Origin of the sequence: Faecalibacterium butyricigenerans (assembly GCF_020687345.1) — a bacterium.
Lineage (GTDB): Bacteria > Bacillota > Clostridia > Oscillospirales > Ruminococcaceae > Faecalibacterium > Faecalibacterium butyricigenerans.
Genome location: NZ_JAJEQL010000019.1, coordinates 25698 through 41509, shown reverse-complemented (window position 1 = coordinate 41509; position 15812 = coordinate 25698). Strand labels below are relative to the sequence as shown.

15 protein-coding genes and 1 tRNA gene are annotated in these 15812 nt (G+C 60.7%); 11 read left to right on the top strand and 5 right to left on the bottom strand.

Annotated elements, in window-relative coordinates; all coding sequences use genetic code 11:
* Positions 1 to 282 (top strand): hypothetical protein (locus LKD23_RS08500; protein WP_227621268.1); only part of this gene is annotated, 282 nt, incomplete at its 5' end.
* Positions 283 to 421: 139 nt separating this feature from the next.
* On the opposite strand, the gene LKD23_RS08495 is transcribed toward LKD23_RS08500, so the two are convergent.
* Positions 422 to 1105, bottom strand: a complete 684-nt coding sequence (locus LKD23_RS08495) for a gamma-glutamyl-gamma-aminobutyrate hydrolase family protein (RefSeq protein ID WP_227621267.1) — start codon at positions 1103 to 1105, stop codon at positions 422 to 424.
* An 85-nt stretch (positions 1106 to 1190) separates the two neighbouring features.
* Positions 1191 to 1282: transfer RNA gene (locus LKD23_RS08490), tRNA-Ser, on the bottom strand.
* Between the two features lie 253 nt (positions 1283 to 1535).
* On the opposite strand from LKD23_RS08490, the gene LKD23_RS08485 reads away from it, so the two are divergent.
* Both LKD23_RS08485 and LKD23_RS08480 read left to right on the top strand, forming a co-directional pair.
* Positions 1536 to 2555 (top strand): alpha-hydroxy-acid oxidizing protein, encoded by a 1020-nt coding sequence (locus LKD23_RS08485; RefSeq protein ID WP_227621266.1) that lies wholly within the window; start codon positions 1536 to 1538, stop codon positions 2553 to 2555.
* Positions 2556 to 2560: 5 nt separating this feature from the next.
* Positions 2561 to 3199 carry a nuclease-related domain-containing protein gene (locus LKD23_RS08480; RefSeq protein WP_227621265.1) on the top strand — a complete coding sequence of 213 codons (639 nt, stop codon included), beginning with the start codon at positions 2561 to 2563 and terminating at the stop codon, positions 3197 to 3199.
* A 59-nt stretch (positions 3200 to 3258) separates the two neighbouring features.
* Here LKD23_RS08480 and LKD23_RS08475 read toward each other — a convergent pair whose 3' ends face one another.
* Positions 3259 to 4209 (bottom strand): RluA family pseudouridine synthase, encoded by a 951-nt coding sequence (locus LKD23_RS08475; protein ID WP_227621264.1) that lies wholly within the window; start codon positions 4207 to 4209, stop codon positions 3259 to 3261.
* Between the two features lie 173 nt (positions 4210 to 4382).
* On the opposite strand from LKD23_RS08475, the gene LKD23_RS08470 reads away from it, so the two are divergent.
* From LKD23_RS08470 to LKD23_RS08435, 8 genes are all read left to right on the top strand, one after another.
* Complete coding sequence (locus LKD23_RS08470; protein WP_227621263.1) at positions 4383 to 5117, top strand: hypothetical protein; 735 nt, start codon at positions 4383 to 4385, stop codon at positions 5115 to 5117.
* Between the two features lie 420 nt (positions 5118 to 5537).
* A complete protein-coding gene (alaS, locus tag LKD23_RS08465; RefSeq protein ID WP_227621262.1) occupies positions 5538 to 8198 on the top strand; it encodes an alanine--tRNA ligase in 2661 nt (886 codons plus the stop codon).
* 173 nt (positions 8199 to 8371) lie between these two features.
* Entirely contained in the window at positions 8372 to 8704 is a 333-nt protein-coding gene (locus LKD23_RS08460) for a histidine triad nucleotide-binding protein (RefSeq protein WP_227621261.1), read from the top strand.
* A 28-nt stretch (positions 8705 to 8732) separates the two neighbouring features.
* Entirely contained in the window at positions 8733 to 9272 is a 540-nt protein-coding gene (locus LKD23_RS08455; RefSeq protein WP_227621260.1) for a phosphoribosyltransferase family protein, read from the top strand.
* An 87-nt stretch (positions 9273 to 9359) separates the two neighbouring features.
* Positions 9360 to 11387, top strand: coding sequence for a ComEC/Rec2 family competence protein (locus LKD23_RS08450; protein ID WP_227621259.1), 2028 nt, complete (start codon positions 9360 to 9362; stop codon positions 11385 to 11387).
* 69 nt (positions 11388 to 11456) lie between these two features.
* Positions 11457 to 12485 (top strand): DNA polymerase III subunit delta, encoded by a 1029-nt coding sequence (holA, locus tag LKD23_RS08445; RefSeq protein WP_227621258.1) that lies wholly within the window; start codon positions 11457 to 11459, stop codon positions 12483 to 12485.
* A complete protein-coding gene (locus LKD23_RS08440; RefSeq protein ID WP_227621257.1) occupies positions 12482 to 13099 on the top strand; it encodes a ribonuclease M5 in 618 nt (205 codons plus the stop codon). Before holA ends, LKD23_RS08440 begins: the two co-directional genes overlap by 4 nt.
* Before the next feature lie 158 nt (positions 13100 to 13257).
* The gene (locus LKD23_RS08435) at positions 13258 to 14628 is read left to right on the top strand and encodes a sodium-dependent transporter (RefSeq protein WP_227621256.1); all 1371 of its coding nucleotides are present in this window, start codon (positions 13258 to 13260) and stop codon (positions 14626 to 14628) included.
* Between the two features lie 116 nt (positions 14629 to 14744).
* On the opposite strand, the gene LKD23_RS08430 is transcribed toward LKD23_RS08435, so the two are convergent.
* On the bottom strand, positions 14745 to 15149 hold the full coding sequence (locus LKD23_RS08430; RefSeq protein ID WP_227621255.1) for a DUF1284 domain-containing protein: 405 nt from the start codon (positions 15147 to 15149) through the stop codon (positions 14745 to 14747).
* Entirely contained in the window at positions 15146 to 15718 is a 573-nt protein-coding gene (locus LKD23_RS08425) for a biotin transporter BioY (protein ID WP_227621254.1), read from the bottom strand. Before LKD23_RS08425 ends, LKD23_RS08430 begins: the two co-directional genes overlap by 4 nt.
* Positions 15719 to 15812: the final 94 nt, after the last annotated feature.

Here is a 15812-nt window from a genome sequence, read left to right as displayed (position 1 = left end):
CCCTACCTCTGGACTCCACTCTCCCCGCAACGAGTTAAGGGCTGCTCGCCCTTAACAATTCCAAAGAAGAAGTCGAAGCCCAAAAATGCTAGCCGCTTCGCTAAACGCATTTTTTGTGCTTCTCCTATTTACGGCTCCGCCGAAGATTTCACGTCGTCGCTGAACTTCACGCCCTGCGAAAACGTAACACCAGCTGCGAAGCAGCAAATCGGAGAAACGAGAAAAAAGCGTTTAGCGAAGCGGCTAGCTTTTTTCCGTTTCGACCTCTCCTTCGGGGTCTGAAAGGGGCGAGCAGCCCCTTTCTCGTGGATCCAGCGCGTCGAAATCGCTGGTGCTTTTCTGGTTCTCTTTTGGCACGCAAAAGAGAACATTAGCCTTAATGAAAAAGCGCTTTGCCCCGCGCCACCAGCGCGAGAACCATTTACCCTCTGCAAGCCTCCACAAACGCATCAAACAACCCCTGCTGCACCGGGTCTGCATCGCTGAGCCACTCCGGATGCCACTGGACGCCGAGGCAGAAACGTGCGTCCGGCTTTTCCAGCGCTTCCACGATGCCGTCCTCGCTGAGGGCGGCGACCTCCAATCCGGGGGCGGCGCGGTCGGCGGCCTGATGGTGCTGGCTGTTCACGAGGACGGTGTCCTGCTCCAGCAGGCGGGAGAGCAGAGTGCCCCGCCGCACCGTGACGGTGTGGACTTTCGCCCAGTGGTCGTTGTGGGGGACGTGCTCGAAGGGCTTGATGTCCTGATACAGGGTGCCGCCCAGCACGGCGTTCATCACCTGAATGCCCCGGCAGATGCCCAGCACCGGCTTGTCTGCGGCGAGGAAAGCCCGCAGCAGCTTCGGTTCGGCGGCATCCCGCAGAAGATTCGGCTCACCGCAGGCGGGGATGCGCTCCTGCCCATAAAAAGCGGGGTCCATGTCACCGCCGCCCGGGAGCAGCAGGCCGTCACAGGTCAGCGCTTCGGCCACGGCGGCGTCCGGGTCAGAAAGCTCTACCCAGTGCACCTCGGCCCCGGCCCGGGCCAGACTCTCCAGATATTTCGACTGCGCGGTGGTAAGCTCCGGGTCGGTGCTCATCCGGGGCATGGCGATGCTGATAGACATATAGACTATCCTTTCTGTCCTCTCCCTTTGGGAGAGCCTCTTTCGGAACAAAACAAAAACCCAGAACCATCGGTTCTGGGTTTTGTGGCGGAAAGATGGGGATTCGAACCCCAGAACGCTTTTGACACGTTACACGATTTCCAGTCGTGCGCCTTAGACCAACTCAGCCATCTTTCCACATCTTCAGTTTTCACCGCTTCAGGCCGTGGCCCTCAGCGCTCCACTATAATACCTGAAAGAAGGTCTTTTGTCAAGCTTTTTTTCAAAAAAGTTTGTATTTTTTCAAAAATGACGAAGCAGCGAATGCGGTGGAGCCGAGAGCGTCGAAAAAGCTCTTGACGCAGGCGCGAAACGGGACTATGATGAGGGCAGAGAGTATGCAGGGCGCAGAAGCTCCGCGAAAGACAAGGAAAATCAGGAGGAAAAACAGATGAATTATTCAGATGTTTTGGCCAATGCCCGCCAGTGCATCGGCAAATACTGCAAGGCCTGCCCCGTGTGCAACGGCGTGGCCTGCAAGAACCAGATCCCCGGCCCCGGTGCAAAGGGCGTGGGCGACACGGCCATCCGCAATTATAATAAGTGGGCCGACATCCGGGTGAACATGGACACCCTGTGCGAGAACGGCACCCCCGACACCCACGTCGAGCTGTTTGGCCGCAGTTTTAAGTATCCCTTCTTCGCCGGCCCGGTGGGCGCGGTGAACCTCCACTACTCCGATACCTACACCGACATGACCTACAACGACGTGCTGGTGCGGGCCTGCGCCGAGAGCGGCATCGCCGCCTTCACCGGCGACGGCACCAACCCTGACGTCATGACCATGGCCACCAAGGCCATCGGCAATGCCGACGGCTGCGGCGTGCCCACCATCAAGCCGTGGAACATCGACACCATCAAGGAGAAGATGGCGCAGGCCAAGGCCAGCGGCTGCTTTGCCGTGGCCATGGATGTGGACGCCGCCGGCCTGCCCTTCCTCAAGAACATGACCCCTCCGGCGGGCAGCAAGAGCGTGGCCGAGCTGGCCGAGATCGTTAAGCTGGCCGAGCGGCCCTTCATCGTCAAGGGCGTCATGACCGTCAAGGGCGCGCTGAAGGCCAAGGAGGCCGGTGCCGCTGCCATCGTGGTGTCCAACCACGGCGGCCGCGTCCTCGACCAGTGCCCCGCTACCGCCGAGGTCCTGCCTGAGATCGCCGCCGCCCTCAAGGGCACCGGCGTCAAGGTCCTCGTGGACGGCGGCATCCGCACCGGTGTCGATGTCTTCAAGGCACTGGCTCTGGGCGCCGATGGCGTCCTCATCTGCCGCCCCTTCGTCACGGCTGTCTACGGCGGCGGCGAGGAAGGCGTCAAGTGCTACATCGACAAACTGGCCGGTGAGCTGGCTGACACCATGCAGATGTGCGGCGCGCACTCCATTGAGGAGATCACCGCAGATATGGTGCGGATCTAAAATTTATGATTTGGGTTATTGTGCTTGTCCTGATATGCTATGTCATAGTGAGCTTTGGAGGCCGGAACAGAGGTCAGTGCGGCGAAAACAAAATCTATGACACACTGGAAAAACTAAGCGGCTGTAAGGCGATGCTTCCGAATTGCTATCTCCCGACAGAAAATGGAGACGTTACAGAAGTGGATTTGATTCTGATTCATGAATCGGGAATCTATGTGATTGAATCCAAAAACTACAGCGGTTGGATATTCGGAAGTGAGAATCAGAGATATTGGACGCAAAGCTTTTCTGATGGAAAGGGCGGCAGCCAGAAGTATAAATTTTATAACCCAATCTGGCAGAATGATACGCATATAAAGGCGCTTCAATGGGTTCTGGGAGATACACGAGTCAATATTTACTCTTACATTGTGTTCGGAGACGAATGCAGGCTGATGGATATTAGACAAAATACGGATAACTATTATGTGGTACAAAGAAAAGAACTTCTGTCGAGCGTAAAGGCAAATGCGGAAGCGTACGGAAGCCTATTGTCCGACGAAATGATTGACTGGTACTATCGTGAACTGTATCCCTATACACAGGTATCAGAAGAACAGAAAATGGAACACGCCAGAAAGATACACGAAAGGTATCATATGTAAACAAAAAGCGGCGTCACAGTCTATCACTGCGACGCCGCTTTTGTTTGTATGATCAAAAATTACTTCAGCGTCCCATCCAGCACCTGCTGATAGTACCACGGTTTCGGGGCGTGGAAGGTCTTGCCGCTGAGGAACTCGAAATCGGGCTGATTGAAGTGAGGCATGGTCAGCTCCCACGCGCAGAGGGCCTGATACTTCAGCTTCAGCTCACGGTTAGCAGTATTGTTGCCGTACTTGCTGTCGCCGAGGATGGGGCAGCCGATGCTGGCCATGTGGGCGCGGATCTGGTGGGTGCGGCCGGTGATGAGCCGCACCTTCAGCAGGGCCAGACGGCCCGAGACGGCGATGGTCTCATACTGGGTCTCCACATCCTTTGCGCCGGGCTGCTTGTCCTCCACGATCTTGACGATGCCGCGGTCGGCGTCCTTGAGCAGATAGCCGCCGAGGGTGGCGTCCGGGGGCGTAGGACGGCCAAAGGTGACGCAGAGGTAGGTCTTTTTTACCTCGCGGCTTTTGATGGCGGCGAGGAACAGCTCCTCGGCCTCGGGGGTCTTGGCGATGATGACAAGGCCGCTGGTGCCGGTGTCGAGACGGTGGCAGAGGGCGGGGGTGTAGATGTCGTTCTCCTTATACTCGCCCTGCTGGCTGAGGTAGAGCAGAGCGCGGTTGAGCAGGGTGTCGTCGTCCGGGCCGTCCACAGCGAGGCCGGCGGGCTTGTTGACGATGAGGATCTGAGGGCAGTCGTAGACCACCTGTGCCGGGCCGCGGGCATTCTTCCACGCTGGGCCTTCCACCCGCTTGTCGGCGTCCAGCACATCGTCGAGGATGAACAGCTTGATCTCATCGCCCGCCATGACACGGGTGGAGAGGGGCTGCTTTTTGCCGTTGAGCTTGATCTTGTTTTCGCGCAGGGCCTTGTTCAGCCGACCGGGGTTCAGCGCGGGGAACTGCTGCATCAGATAGTTGTCCAGCCGGGTGGGGGCGAGACATTTTACTTTCAATATTTTCACGGAAGTTTCCTCTCTAAGGTTAAGAATGAGTTAAGATTTGCTTTTATTGTAGCGAATCCAACTTCCTGCGTCAAGTTGGGAGTTTACTTTTTCCCAAAACAAGTGTATACTGTGCCAGTGCAAAACAAGTTAGGCATGAAATACCTATTATAGAAAGGGAAGAAGGTATCGATATGAAGAACGATAAGAAACGGATGCTCCTTGCAGGCGTTCTGGCGCTGAGTGTTCTGACCGGCTGCAGCTCTGCCAGCGCGGCTAGCGTCACCAGCAGTATGGCCGCTTCGATGGCTGCGGCCAGCCCTGCCGCCAGCAGCGAGGCCGTCTCCCAGCCCGAAACGGCGGAGGGCGTCGTCCTGCCCATCGCTCAAGGCAGTCTGGAAGAGATAAAGACCGGCTCCTATCAGTTTGCAGCGAACATCACGAATGTGGATGCCAAAAAGCGCCAGATGGACATGACGGTCTATGCCTATGACAGCTACCGGACCGAAGACATCGACGGGCTGGAAGCAGGCGAGGCCATCCGCATCCATCCGGACGGGGCTGTGGAGGCACAGGACCTGACCGTCGAGAGCATCGAGCGGAACGAGGAGACGGGCATCGTTTCCATCAACGGCGGCATCGAGCAGGGCGGTGTGGACCTGTGGCGCAGCAATGACGTCTACCGCACCGTCACCTACGACGATTACCCGGTCTATTATATGGTGGGCGAGTTTGTCCTGCCGATGGATGAGAACATCACCCTCAGCGACAGCTCTTCCGGCGTGGACGCCGCATCGGTGGAGACCGACGGCACCAACGGCGTGGCCAGCGCCGTCGGTGCGGATCTGGACAGCTGGACGGAGTACAACACCACCGTCTCCACGACCGACGGCAAGGTGAGCAGTATCCTCCGCATCTGGGTGCCGTAAGGGGAGTTTTTTGTAAAACCCGTTGACAAATAGCCTGACTATGCTATAATCTGAAATGAGCGCAGAGGAGCAGGGTGCCCCTTTGCGTGTGAACGGAAATTATGGCAAATGGCAAGGATGGGGCCAGAAGGATGTGTGCCGCCGCCCAGAGAGAACGCCCTTGGCTGAAAGGCGTTCCGGCAGAGCATTTTTTACGCCACCCCGGAGCTTCCGGCGAAACGAACCGGACGCTGCGCAGCGTTACAGCGCACAAAGCGGCAGAGGCCCGGCGGGCTTTTCTGCAATTTGGGTGGTACCACGGAGCTTTTCAGACAGCCTTCGTCCCTTTTCGGGATGAGGGCTGTTTTTTGTTTTTTGTCAGCCTGCCATAACAAACTGCGTCCGGAGGAGGACGCCGATACACGAGGAGAGATAAAAACTATGCAATGGACCGGTTTGAACGAACTGCGTGACAAGTACCTTACCTTCTTTGAGGGCAAGGGCCATCTGCGTCTGGACAGCTTCCCGCTCGTCCCGAAGAACGACCCCAGCCTGCTGCTCATCAACAGCGGCATGGCCCCCATGAAGAAGTGGTTCCTCGCTCAGGAGGAGCCTCCCCGCCACCGCGTGACCACCTGCCAGAAGTGCATCCGCACCCCTGACATCGAGCGCGTGGGCATCACCGCCCGCCACGGCACCTTCTTCGAGATGCTGGGCAACTTCTCCTTCCAGGACTACTTTAAGGAGGAGGTCATTCCCTGGGCTTGGGAGTTCCTGACCAGCGACGAGTGGATGGCCATCCCGAAGGACAAGCTCCACATCTCGGTCTACAAGGAGGACGACGAGGCTTACGACATCTGGACCAAGAAGGTGGGCGTCGCCCCCGACCACATGGTCCGTCTGGGCAAGGAGGACAACTTCTGGGAGCACGGCTCCGGCCCCTGCGGCCCCTGCTCTGAGATCTACTTCGACCGCGGCCCCGAGTACGGCTGCGGCAAGCCGACCTGCGGCGTGGGCTGCGACTGCGACCGCTATATGGAGATCTGGAACCTTGTATTCAGCCAGTTCGACGCCGACGGCAAGGGCCACTACGAGCGTCTGGCCCGCCCCAACATCGATACCGGCATGGGTCTGGAGCGTCTGGCCTGCGTGATGCAGGGTGTGGGCAACCTGTTCGAGGTCGATACCGTCCAGAGCGTGCTGCACCATGTGGAGCACATCGCGGGCAAGACCTACGGTGCTGACCCCAAGGAGGACATCTCCATCCGCGTCATCACCGACCACATCCGCAGCTGCACCTTCATGGTGTCCGACGGCATCCTGCCCTCCAACGAGGGCCGCGGCTATGTGCTGCGTCGCCTGCTCCGCCGCGCTGCCCGCCATGGCCGGATGCTGGGCATCAGCCGCCCCTTCCTCGTGGAGCTGGTGGAGACGGTCATCCAGTCCAGCGAGTCCGCTTACCCCGAGCTGCGTGAGCACGACGCCTATATCAAGAAGGTCATCGGCACCGAGGAGGCAAACTTTGCCCGCACCATCGATGCCGGCATGAACATCCTGAACAACATGATCGACGGTCTGGAGAAGGCTCACCAGCATCTGCTGAAGGGTCTGGACGTCTTCAAGCTGAACGACACCTTCGGCTTCCCCCTCGACCTGACCAAGGAGATCGCCGCCGAGCAGGGCATCGAGATCGACGAGGAGGGCTTCCACGCCGAAATGACCAAGCAGAAGGAGCGTGCCCGTGCCGAGCGCCTCAAGAAGAACATCTCCGGCTGGAGCGAGGACCTGTTCGGCGCTCTGACCGCTGACCTCACCGAGTTCGTGGGCTACGACAGCCTCAAGAGCGACAGCGTCGTCGTGGCTCTGAGCGACGAGGAGAACCTGACCGACGCCATCGCCACCGACGAGCAGGCCAAGGAAGGCGTGCTGGTGGTTCTGGACAAGACTCCCTTCTACGCTGAGATGGGCGGTCAGGCCGCAGACCACGGCGTCATCACCGGCCCTGAGTGCGTGCTGCGGGTGCAGGACGTCAAGAAGACCCCCAAGGGCTACTACGTCCACACCTGCACCCTCGAAAGCGGCATCGTCCATGTCGGCGACCACCTGACCGCCTGCGTGGATAAGGAATACCGTATGGCCATCGCCCGCAACCACACCGCCACCCACCTGCTGCAGGCTGCTCTGCGCGAGGTTCTGGGCGACCATGTCCATCAGGCAGGCTCTTATCAGGACGCCGAGATCACCCACTTCGACTTCACCCACTTCAGCGCAGTCACCCCCGAGGAGCTGGCCCGGGTGCAGAAGATCGTCAACGATAAGATCTACGAGTCGATGAATGTCACCGTCAAGGAGATGCCCATCGAGGAGGCCAAGAAGCTGGGCGCAATGGCCCTCTTCGGCGAGAAGTACGGCAAGGTCGTCCGCGTGGTTGACATCGAGGGCTGGTCCACTGAGTTCTGCGGCGGCACCCACGTCAAGAACACCGCCCAGATCGGCGGCTTCAAGATCGTCAGCGAGTCCTCCGTCGCCGCCGGCATCCGCCGCATCGAGGCCGTCACCGGCCGCAACCTGCTCATCCGTGCAAACCTGCAGGAGGCAATGCTGCACACCGTGGCCAACACCCTGAAGGCCAACAACATCACCTCTCTGCCCATCCGTGCCGAGGCCGTCATGGCCGAGAACAAGGCCATGAGCAAGGAGCTGGAGGAGATCAAGGCCAAGGTCGCCGCCTCCAAGGTGGACAGCCTGTTCGACAATGCCGAGGAAGTCGGCGGCGTGAAGATCGCTTCTGCATACTTCACCGGCACCTCCGGCGACACCCTGCGCGGTATGTGCGACTCCATCCGCGACAAGGCCGTGAACCCCTGCGTGGCGGTTCTGGTCGGCAAGACGGACGATAAGATCACCATGGCTGTCACCGTCAATAAGCTGGCACAGGAAAAGGGCCTCAAGGCAGGCAATCTGGTCAAGGAGATCTCTGCCATCGCAGGCGGCAAGGGCGGCGGCAAGCCCGACTTCGCTATGGCCGGCCTGAAGGAGGAGACCAAGATCGACGAGGCTCTGGCTGCGGTCAAGGGCATCGTGGAGAAGCAGCTGGGCTAAGGATAACCTCTCCGTCACGCCTGACGGCGTGCCACCTCTCCTATCGAGGAGAGGCCTTGGCATTCCGGAAAGCTTTCCCTCTTCGCCAGAGGCTCCCCTCGGTAGGGGAGCTGTCGAGCGATAGCGAGACTGAGAGGTTGACTCATTAAAAAATATTGGAAGGAGCGATTCCCATGGAAGATTGTCTGTTTTGCAAAATTGCAGCGGGGGAGATCCCCTCGAAGAAGCTCTATGAGGACGAGCAGGTGGTGGCGTTCTACGACATCGCCCCGCAGGCCAAGGTGCATTTCCTCGTCATCCCGAAAAAGCACATCCCCTCGGCCGCTGCGCTGACTGAGGCTGACGGCGCTCTGCTGGGCCATGTGTTCGCGGTCATCGCAAAGCTCGCCAAGGAGCAGGGCCTCGACAACGGCTACCGCGTCATCTCCAATGTGGGCGAGGACGCCGGCCAGACCGTCAAGCATCTGCACTTCCATGTTCTGGGCGGCGAGAAGCTGCCTGTCTGATTCCGGAAAATGAAGGAGATCGTTGAATATGGCTAAGACTTATACCCTGAACGTCGCGGGCCTGACCCGTGAGCTGACCATCTGCAAGGTGGACGACCACTTGGACATCGCAGCCTTCATCATGCTGGGCGACGCCGAGCTGACCGTGGCTGCTGCTGCCAAGCTGCTCAAGAAGTGCCCGGAGTTCGACATCCTGCTGACCGCTGAGGCCAAGGGCATCCCGCTGGCCCACGAAATGAGCCGCCAGAGCGGCAAGCCCTACGTCTGCGCACGCAAGGGCGTCAAGCTGTATATGCCCGACCCCGTCGTCGTCGAGGATCAGTCCATCACTACGGCAGGTAAGCAGAAGCTGGTCATCGACCGCAAGGAGCTGGACAAGATGAACGGCAAGCGGGTGCTGGTCGTGGATGACGTCATCTCCACCGGCGGCTCCCTGAAAGCTCTGGATGAGCTGGCCGAGCAGACCCAGTGCACCATCGTGGGTCAGGCCGCCGTTCTGGCCGAGGGCGATGCAGCACAGCGCAAGGACATCATCTTCCTTGAGCCGCTGCCGCTGTTTTTCCACTAAGCTGAGATGCGACGCCCGCTCTGCGCGTTCTGCCTGAGTGCGCTGGGTGTGTTAGCATTGTGCTCATTTTTGCCGCAGACGGGGCTTTTGCTGCCGTCTGCGGCAATTTTTGTTGTCTTCTGCCTGCTGGTCTGGTGGAAAGGCGGGGCTGCACGAGGTTATGCGGTCTGTCTGCTGCTGGGCGCTTTGGTTGGCGTCGGCATCCGGGAGACCACCGATGCCCGGCTGGCGAAAATACAGGGGTCATACGCCGGACAGGAAGCAGTCCTGACCGCAGAGGTGGAGAGCATCGGCCGCGCCTATGGGGCGGGCCGGGTGAGCGCTGTGCTGCGGGTGGAGACGGTAGACGGAGAAGCTGTCCGGTTCCGTGTGGAGTGTGTCAGTCTGCCCCGATGCGAGGCAGGCGGCCGCATCCGGGGCCGCTTCGCGCTGGACCTGCCGGACGCCACCCAGCGCCTCAGCGACTACGCCGACGGCATCGCCCTGAGCGCGGAGTATCAGTCGGGGATGCTGCGGCTTGGGCCGGGCCGAAGCTTCCGTGCCCGGACGGCCCGCCTCCAAGCGGCCCTGAGCCGCGCCTTGCGCGGCGGCATGGCAGAAAACACCGGCGGCGTTCTGGCCGCGATGGCCGCAGGAGACAAGAGCCATCTTTCCTCCGCCCTCCGCAGCGCCTACCGGGGCGCAGGACTTTCCCATGTGCTGGTGGTGAGTGGCCTGCACGTCACCATCTTCTGTGGTCTGCTGGACGCTCTGCCCCGCCGGGAGCGGGAGCGCAGCCGGGCCTATCGGCGGGCGAGGTCTCTGCTCCGGGCCGGGACGGCTCTCCTGCTGGTGGGCATCACCGGTGTGACGCCCTCGGTCCTCCGGGCGGCGGTGGCGGTCTGGATCAGCTCCCTCGGGGTCTGGCTGGGAGGCCCGGCGGACACCCTCACCTCGCTGGGTGCGGCGGGCGTCCTCATGTGTCTGGGCAACGGGTACGCTGTCTGTGACGTGGGCTTTGAGCTGTCCTTTGCGGCAGTGCTGGGCACACTGGCCGGGGGAGTGTGCGCAAAGCGAGGCCGGAAAGTCTATTATAATAAGAAGAAAAGGCAGGGGAAGAAGGCCTCCCGCCCGGTGCTGTTCCTCCGCCGTCTGGCGGGCGGCGTGTGGGATGCGCTCTGCGTCTCCTTCTGCGCCTCGGCGGCGACCTTCCCGGTGCTGGTGCTGCGGGGGATGAGCGCGACGGTCTGGGCCGTGGTGTCGGGTGTGGCGGTCCTCTGGATGGTGGGGCCGATGCTGGGCCTCAGCCTCGGCGCGGCGCTGCTGGGTCTGGCGGCCCAGAATTTCGGATCCCTGCCCTTGTTTGAAATTCTTCGCCGCCCCATAGCCTTCTGTGCCGAGGGGCTGGCGTTTGGGATGAACGAGTGGGCCTTCCGGGTGTCCGGTCTGCCGGGGGCGTCGCTCTGGTTCGATGGTGGGTATGCGGCACTGGTGTGCCTCGTGCTGTTCTTGCTCTGCGCAGCGGCGATGCGGTGGAATGTCCGCCTCCGGGCGGCACTTCCTACGGTCGTTTTACTGACGGCGCTGGCCTTCGGCCTTGAAACGGCCCTGAGCTGGAACGTGGTGAACATTGAGCTTGTGGGCACGCAGGCCGCGCCCGCCGTCATCATCACCCGGCGGGAACAGGCGGTCGTTCTCTTCCGGGGCAGCAGCATCACCCAGCGGGCCGTGGAGACCCAGCTGGAAAAGCGGGGCGTGAAGCGGGTGGAGCTGCTGGTGGACCTGCGGATGCAGCCGGAGATGCCCTGCGATCTGAAAGCCGAAACGCGCATCGAAGCCGCTGCGCTGGCTGCGGACACCACCCGCCGCGCCGCCTGCGGAGGGGTGGACTTGGAGCTTTACCGCACCCGGCAGGGCTGCATCGTCCGGCTGACCATCGGCGGGCAGCGTTTTGTCACGGTAAGCGGCACCGTCCGCCCTGCAAAGCCCATCCGGGCCGAGTGGCTGCTGGCGTCGATGGCGCGGCCGAACAACATCCGGTATACCGACTGCCTGACCCTGAGCCGAAAGTACCGCTGGATGCGGGAGAGCGACGCTGTGCCCGTCTCCCGCCTGCGTCTCCGCCTCGCAGGGTGAGCGCTTTTCAAAGCGGGCGGAGTATGATAAAATAAGGCCATCACCTTAATAGAAAAAGGAGCCGATGATTTGGCAACGGAAACGAAACTCCGGCAGCTGGCCCAAGGGGGCTGTCCGGTCTACTATTTTTATTCCAGTGAGCGGTATCTGGTCCGGCAGGCCGTGGCCCGGGCGTCGAAGCTGCTGGCCGAGGGCGAGGACGAGGAGACGACGGTGCTGGACGGCGCGACGCCGGAAATCGAGCAGCTCATCATGGCGGCAGGCACCATCTCCTTCTTCGGGACGCGGCGGGTGGTGCTTCTGCCCGAGGTGGACCCTGCCGCCTACAGCGACAAAGACCTCGACGAGCTGTGCGCTACGCTGGCCAGCCTCGAAAACGCTGTGGTGGTGCTGGGCAGCGTGTTTGAGTTGGAACGCAATAAGCTCAAGCTGGGCAAGCGGGCACAGAAGCTCGTCGCCCAGTGCACCAAGGTCGGCTTCGCCGAGGAGCTGGCCAAGCCCAAGCCCTACGAGCTGAAGGTCATGATGATGGACCGGGCCAAAGCGCAGGACACCACCCTCTCCGAGGGCACGGCGGCGGCCCTGCTGGAACGCTGCGGCGAAGACCCCTTCCTGTTGGAAAACGAGGTGGATAAGCTCTGCGCCCTCTCGGGTTATCAGACTGTGACCACGGCGATGGTGGCCGAGATGGGTACCGTGAGCCTTGAGGCCGATGTCTTCGAGATGATACGGATGATCACGGCGAAAAACGCTACCGGCGCGTGCAAAAAGCTCCAGACCCTGCTGCGCTTACAGCAGGAGCCGATCCCCATCACTGCTGCCATGATCGGCAGCTACGTCGATCTGTACCGGGTCAAGCTGGGCGCGGCCAAGCGGAAGAACTATAACACCGTGTTCAAGGACTTTGGCTACAAGGGCAGCGACTACCGGCTCAAGCGCTCGGCGGAGACGGCCAGCCACTACACCCTGCCCCAGCTCGAGGCCTGTATGCAGATCCTTTTGGAGCTGGACAAGAGTCTGAAAAGCCAGCCGGTGAGCGCCCAGACCCTTCTGGAAACGGCGCTCTGCCGCTTGGCCATGGCAGGAGGAAGAAGATGAGCGAAAAACAGGAACTGCTGCACACCGACCGTGTGCTCATCGTGGAGGGCAAGTACGACGCCGCCCGCCTGTCTCATCTGACGGACGCCATGATCCTGCTGACGGACGGCTTCGGCATCTATAAAGACAAGAAGCGTCAGCAGCTTTTCAAGTCATTGGCCCGCAGGAACGGCCTCATCCTGCTGACGGACTCCGACGCGGCGGGCTTCCGCATCCGCACCTACATCACGAATCTGGTGGGGGAAAAGAATGTCGTACAGGCCTATGTCCCGGCTATCCACGGCAAGGAAAAGCGGAAGGCTCAGCCCGGCAAAGAGGGGCTTCTGGGGGTCGAGGGCGTGGACGACGCCCTTGTCCTGCAGGCGCTGCGGGATGCTCTGGGCGAAGAGGCCGATACGGCCCCGGTGAAGCCGGAGGGGCGGCAGATCACCTACACCGACCTCTACGAGTGGGGGCTTTCGGGCACGGCAGGCTCGGCGGAGCGGAAGATGAAGCTGCTCTCAGCCCTCGGGCTGCCGCCCCGGCTCTCGAAAAAAGAACTGGTGGAGGCCCTCAACCGCCTCTACAGCTACGAGCAGCTGGACGAAATGCAGGCGGAGCTGCTCAAAGCGTGAGAATACAGTGGATCTTTTCATAAAAACATGAAAAAGATTCAAGCGAAGCTTCTGGAAAATTTGCCGCAAGCTGTGATATAATCAATACACTGTGCGCCCGTCGTCTACGAAGCACGACGGGCGCAGATCTTTGCATGGTGCAATAAAGGAGACAATCAATGGAACGCGAAAAACTCAAATCGAGACTCGGGTTCATCCTCCTTTCCGCCGGCTGCGCGATCGGCATCGGAAATGTGTGGAAGTTCCCCTATATGGCAGGTCAGGGCGGCGGCGGCGCGTTCGTGCTGTTCTACCTGCTCTTCCTCGTGATTCTGGGCCTGCCCATCATGAGCATGGAGTTCGCCGTGGGCCGCGCCAGCCACAAAAGCCCGGTGCGCGCCTATCAGGCCCTCGAGAAGCCCGGCCAGAAGTGGCACATCCACGGCTACTTCACCCTCATCGGCTGCTATCTGCTGATGATGTTCTACACCACGGTGGCGGGCTGGATGCTCCACTACTTCTACATGACCGCCGCCGGGAAGCTCTCCGGTCTGGATGCCGGTCAGGTGGCAGACGCCTTCACCGAGATGCTGGCAAGCCCGCTCATCATGGGCTTCTGGATGGTGGTGGTCGTGGTGTTCGGCATCTTTGTCTGCGCCCGCGGCCTGCAGAACGGCCTTGAGAAGGTGACGAAGGGGATGATGATCGCCCTGCTGGTCATCATGGTGGTGCTGGCCGTCAACAGCCTGTTCATGCCCGGCGCAAAGGAGGGCCTGCGCTTCTATCTTGTGCCCGACTTTGGCCGCATGAAGGAGGTGGGCGTCGTCAACACGCTGGTAGGAGCCATGAATCAGGCCTTCTTCACCCTGAGCCTCGGCGTCGGCGCAATGGCCATCTTCGGCAGCTACATCGGCAAGGAGCACGCCCTGCTGGGAGAGAGCGTCCGTGTCGTGGTGCTGGACACCTTCGTGGCTCTGACCTCCGGCCTCATCATCTTCCCGGCCTGCTTCACCTACGGCGTGGACCAGACCAGCGGCCCCAGCCTCATCTTCATCACCCTGCCCAACATCTTCGCCAATATGTCGATGGGCCGTCTGTGGGGCAGCCTGTTCTTCCTGTTCATGGCTTTTGCGGCCCTTTCCACCGTTCTGGCCGTCTTTGAGAACATCATCTGCTGCGGCATGGAGCTGACCGGCTGGAGCCGTCAGAAGTCCAGCCTCGTCAACCTCTTCCTCATCATCGCCCTCTCACTGCCCTGCGTGCTGGGCTACAATGTCTGGGCATGGGACGGCTTCGCCATCTTCGGCGGCGCAGTGCTGGATCTGGAGGACTTCCTCGTCAGCAACCTCTTCCTGCCTCTCGGCTCCCTCGTCTACCTGCTGTTCTGCGTCACCCGCTACGGCTGGGGCTGGGACAACTACAAGAAGGAAGTCAACACCGGCGACGGCCTCAAGGTGCAGGACTGGATGCGCGGCTATCTGACCTATGGCCTGCCCCTCATCGTCCTGTTCATCTTTGTGTTTGGCCTGTACGACAAGTTCATCGCCTGATCAGATTGGAAAAAGGCCCGTGGTGCGGAAAAGCTCTGCACCACGGGTCTTCTATTATATGTAAAAAGTCCCGTGTTCACACTGTCGTGGGAACATGGGACTTCAGAGCTTGCAGCTTACTTCACATACCGGCCTTCGCAGATGTTCTTGCAGCAGGCGCTGACGGGGAACCAGCAGCAGTCGCGGCAGATGTCGGCGAGGATCTCGGGCGTGGCCTTGGCGTCGATGGCACGGATGAGGTCCTGATAGACATATTCCTTTTCCTCGAGGCCGAAGTATTCCACTGTCTTTGCGTCGTAGCGCTTGACCTTTTCCTGCGTGTCGCAGAGATCCTCGCCCAGTTTGTTGGGGCAGCAGGAACAGAGCGTGTCGGTGGAGAAGGTGAGGCGGATGGTGGTGCCGGGAACATCCCGGAGCTGGTGCACCACATCGGTCATGTGGGCGACAAAATCGTTGTCGTAGCCCTTGCCGGAGTAGCCCTGTGTGCAGAGCAGATGGTGGGGACGAAGTACGATGCTCATGCCTTCAGACCCGGGATACGCTTCCGCAGATTGAGACCGATGGCGCAGGCCAGCACAGCCTTGATGATGGCGGTGGGGATGAAGGGCAGCACGCAGGCAGAGATGCCGACGGCGATGGTGCTGTGGGCCACCACCACGAAGAGGGCGACGCCCACCACATAGTTGACCAGAGTGCCCACCACGACAGCGGTGACGAACGCGCCCTTGAAGGCGTTGCGGTGCTCGACGCCGAGGCCGATGATGTAGGCCATCAGGGGGAAGGAAATGAGGAAGCCGCCGGTGGGGCCGACGAACTTATCAAAGCCGCCGGAGAAGTTGGCCAGCACCGGTACGCCCACGGCACCCAGCGCCAGATAGACCAGCGTAGCGATGGCAGAAAGCTTGGAACCCAGCACCACAGCAGCCAGCGTGATGGCGAAGGTCTGCATGGTCATGGGGACGCCCAGAGGCATCGGAATGGAGATCTGGGCCATCACTGCGATGACGGCGGCGAACAGGCCCGCGTAGCAGATGTCGCGGACGGAAAACCTGGACTTGCTGGCCGAAGCGGCCTGTGTGGTTTGACTCATAATGAATGCTCCTCCTATACTTGCGGCCCCGGGGGCCGGTGTCTGGCCCAAAGCGGCCATACGCCCAGTATGACAGACTGGCGCAGCGGCGTCA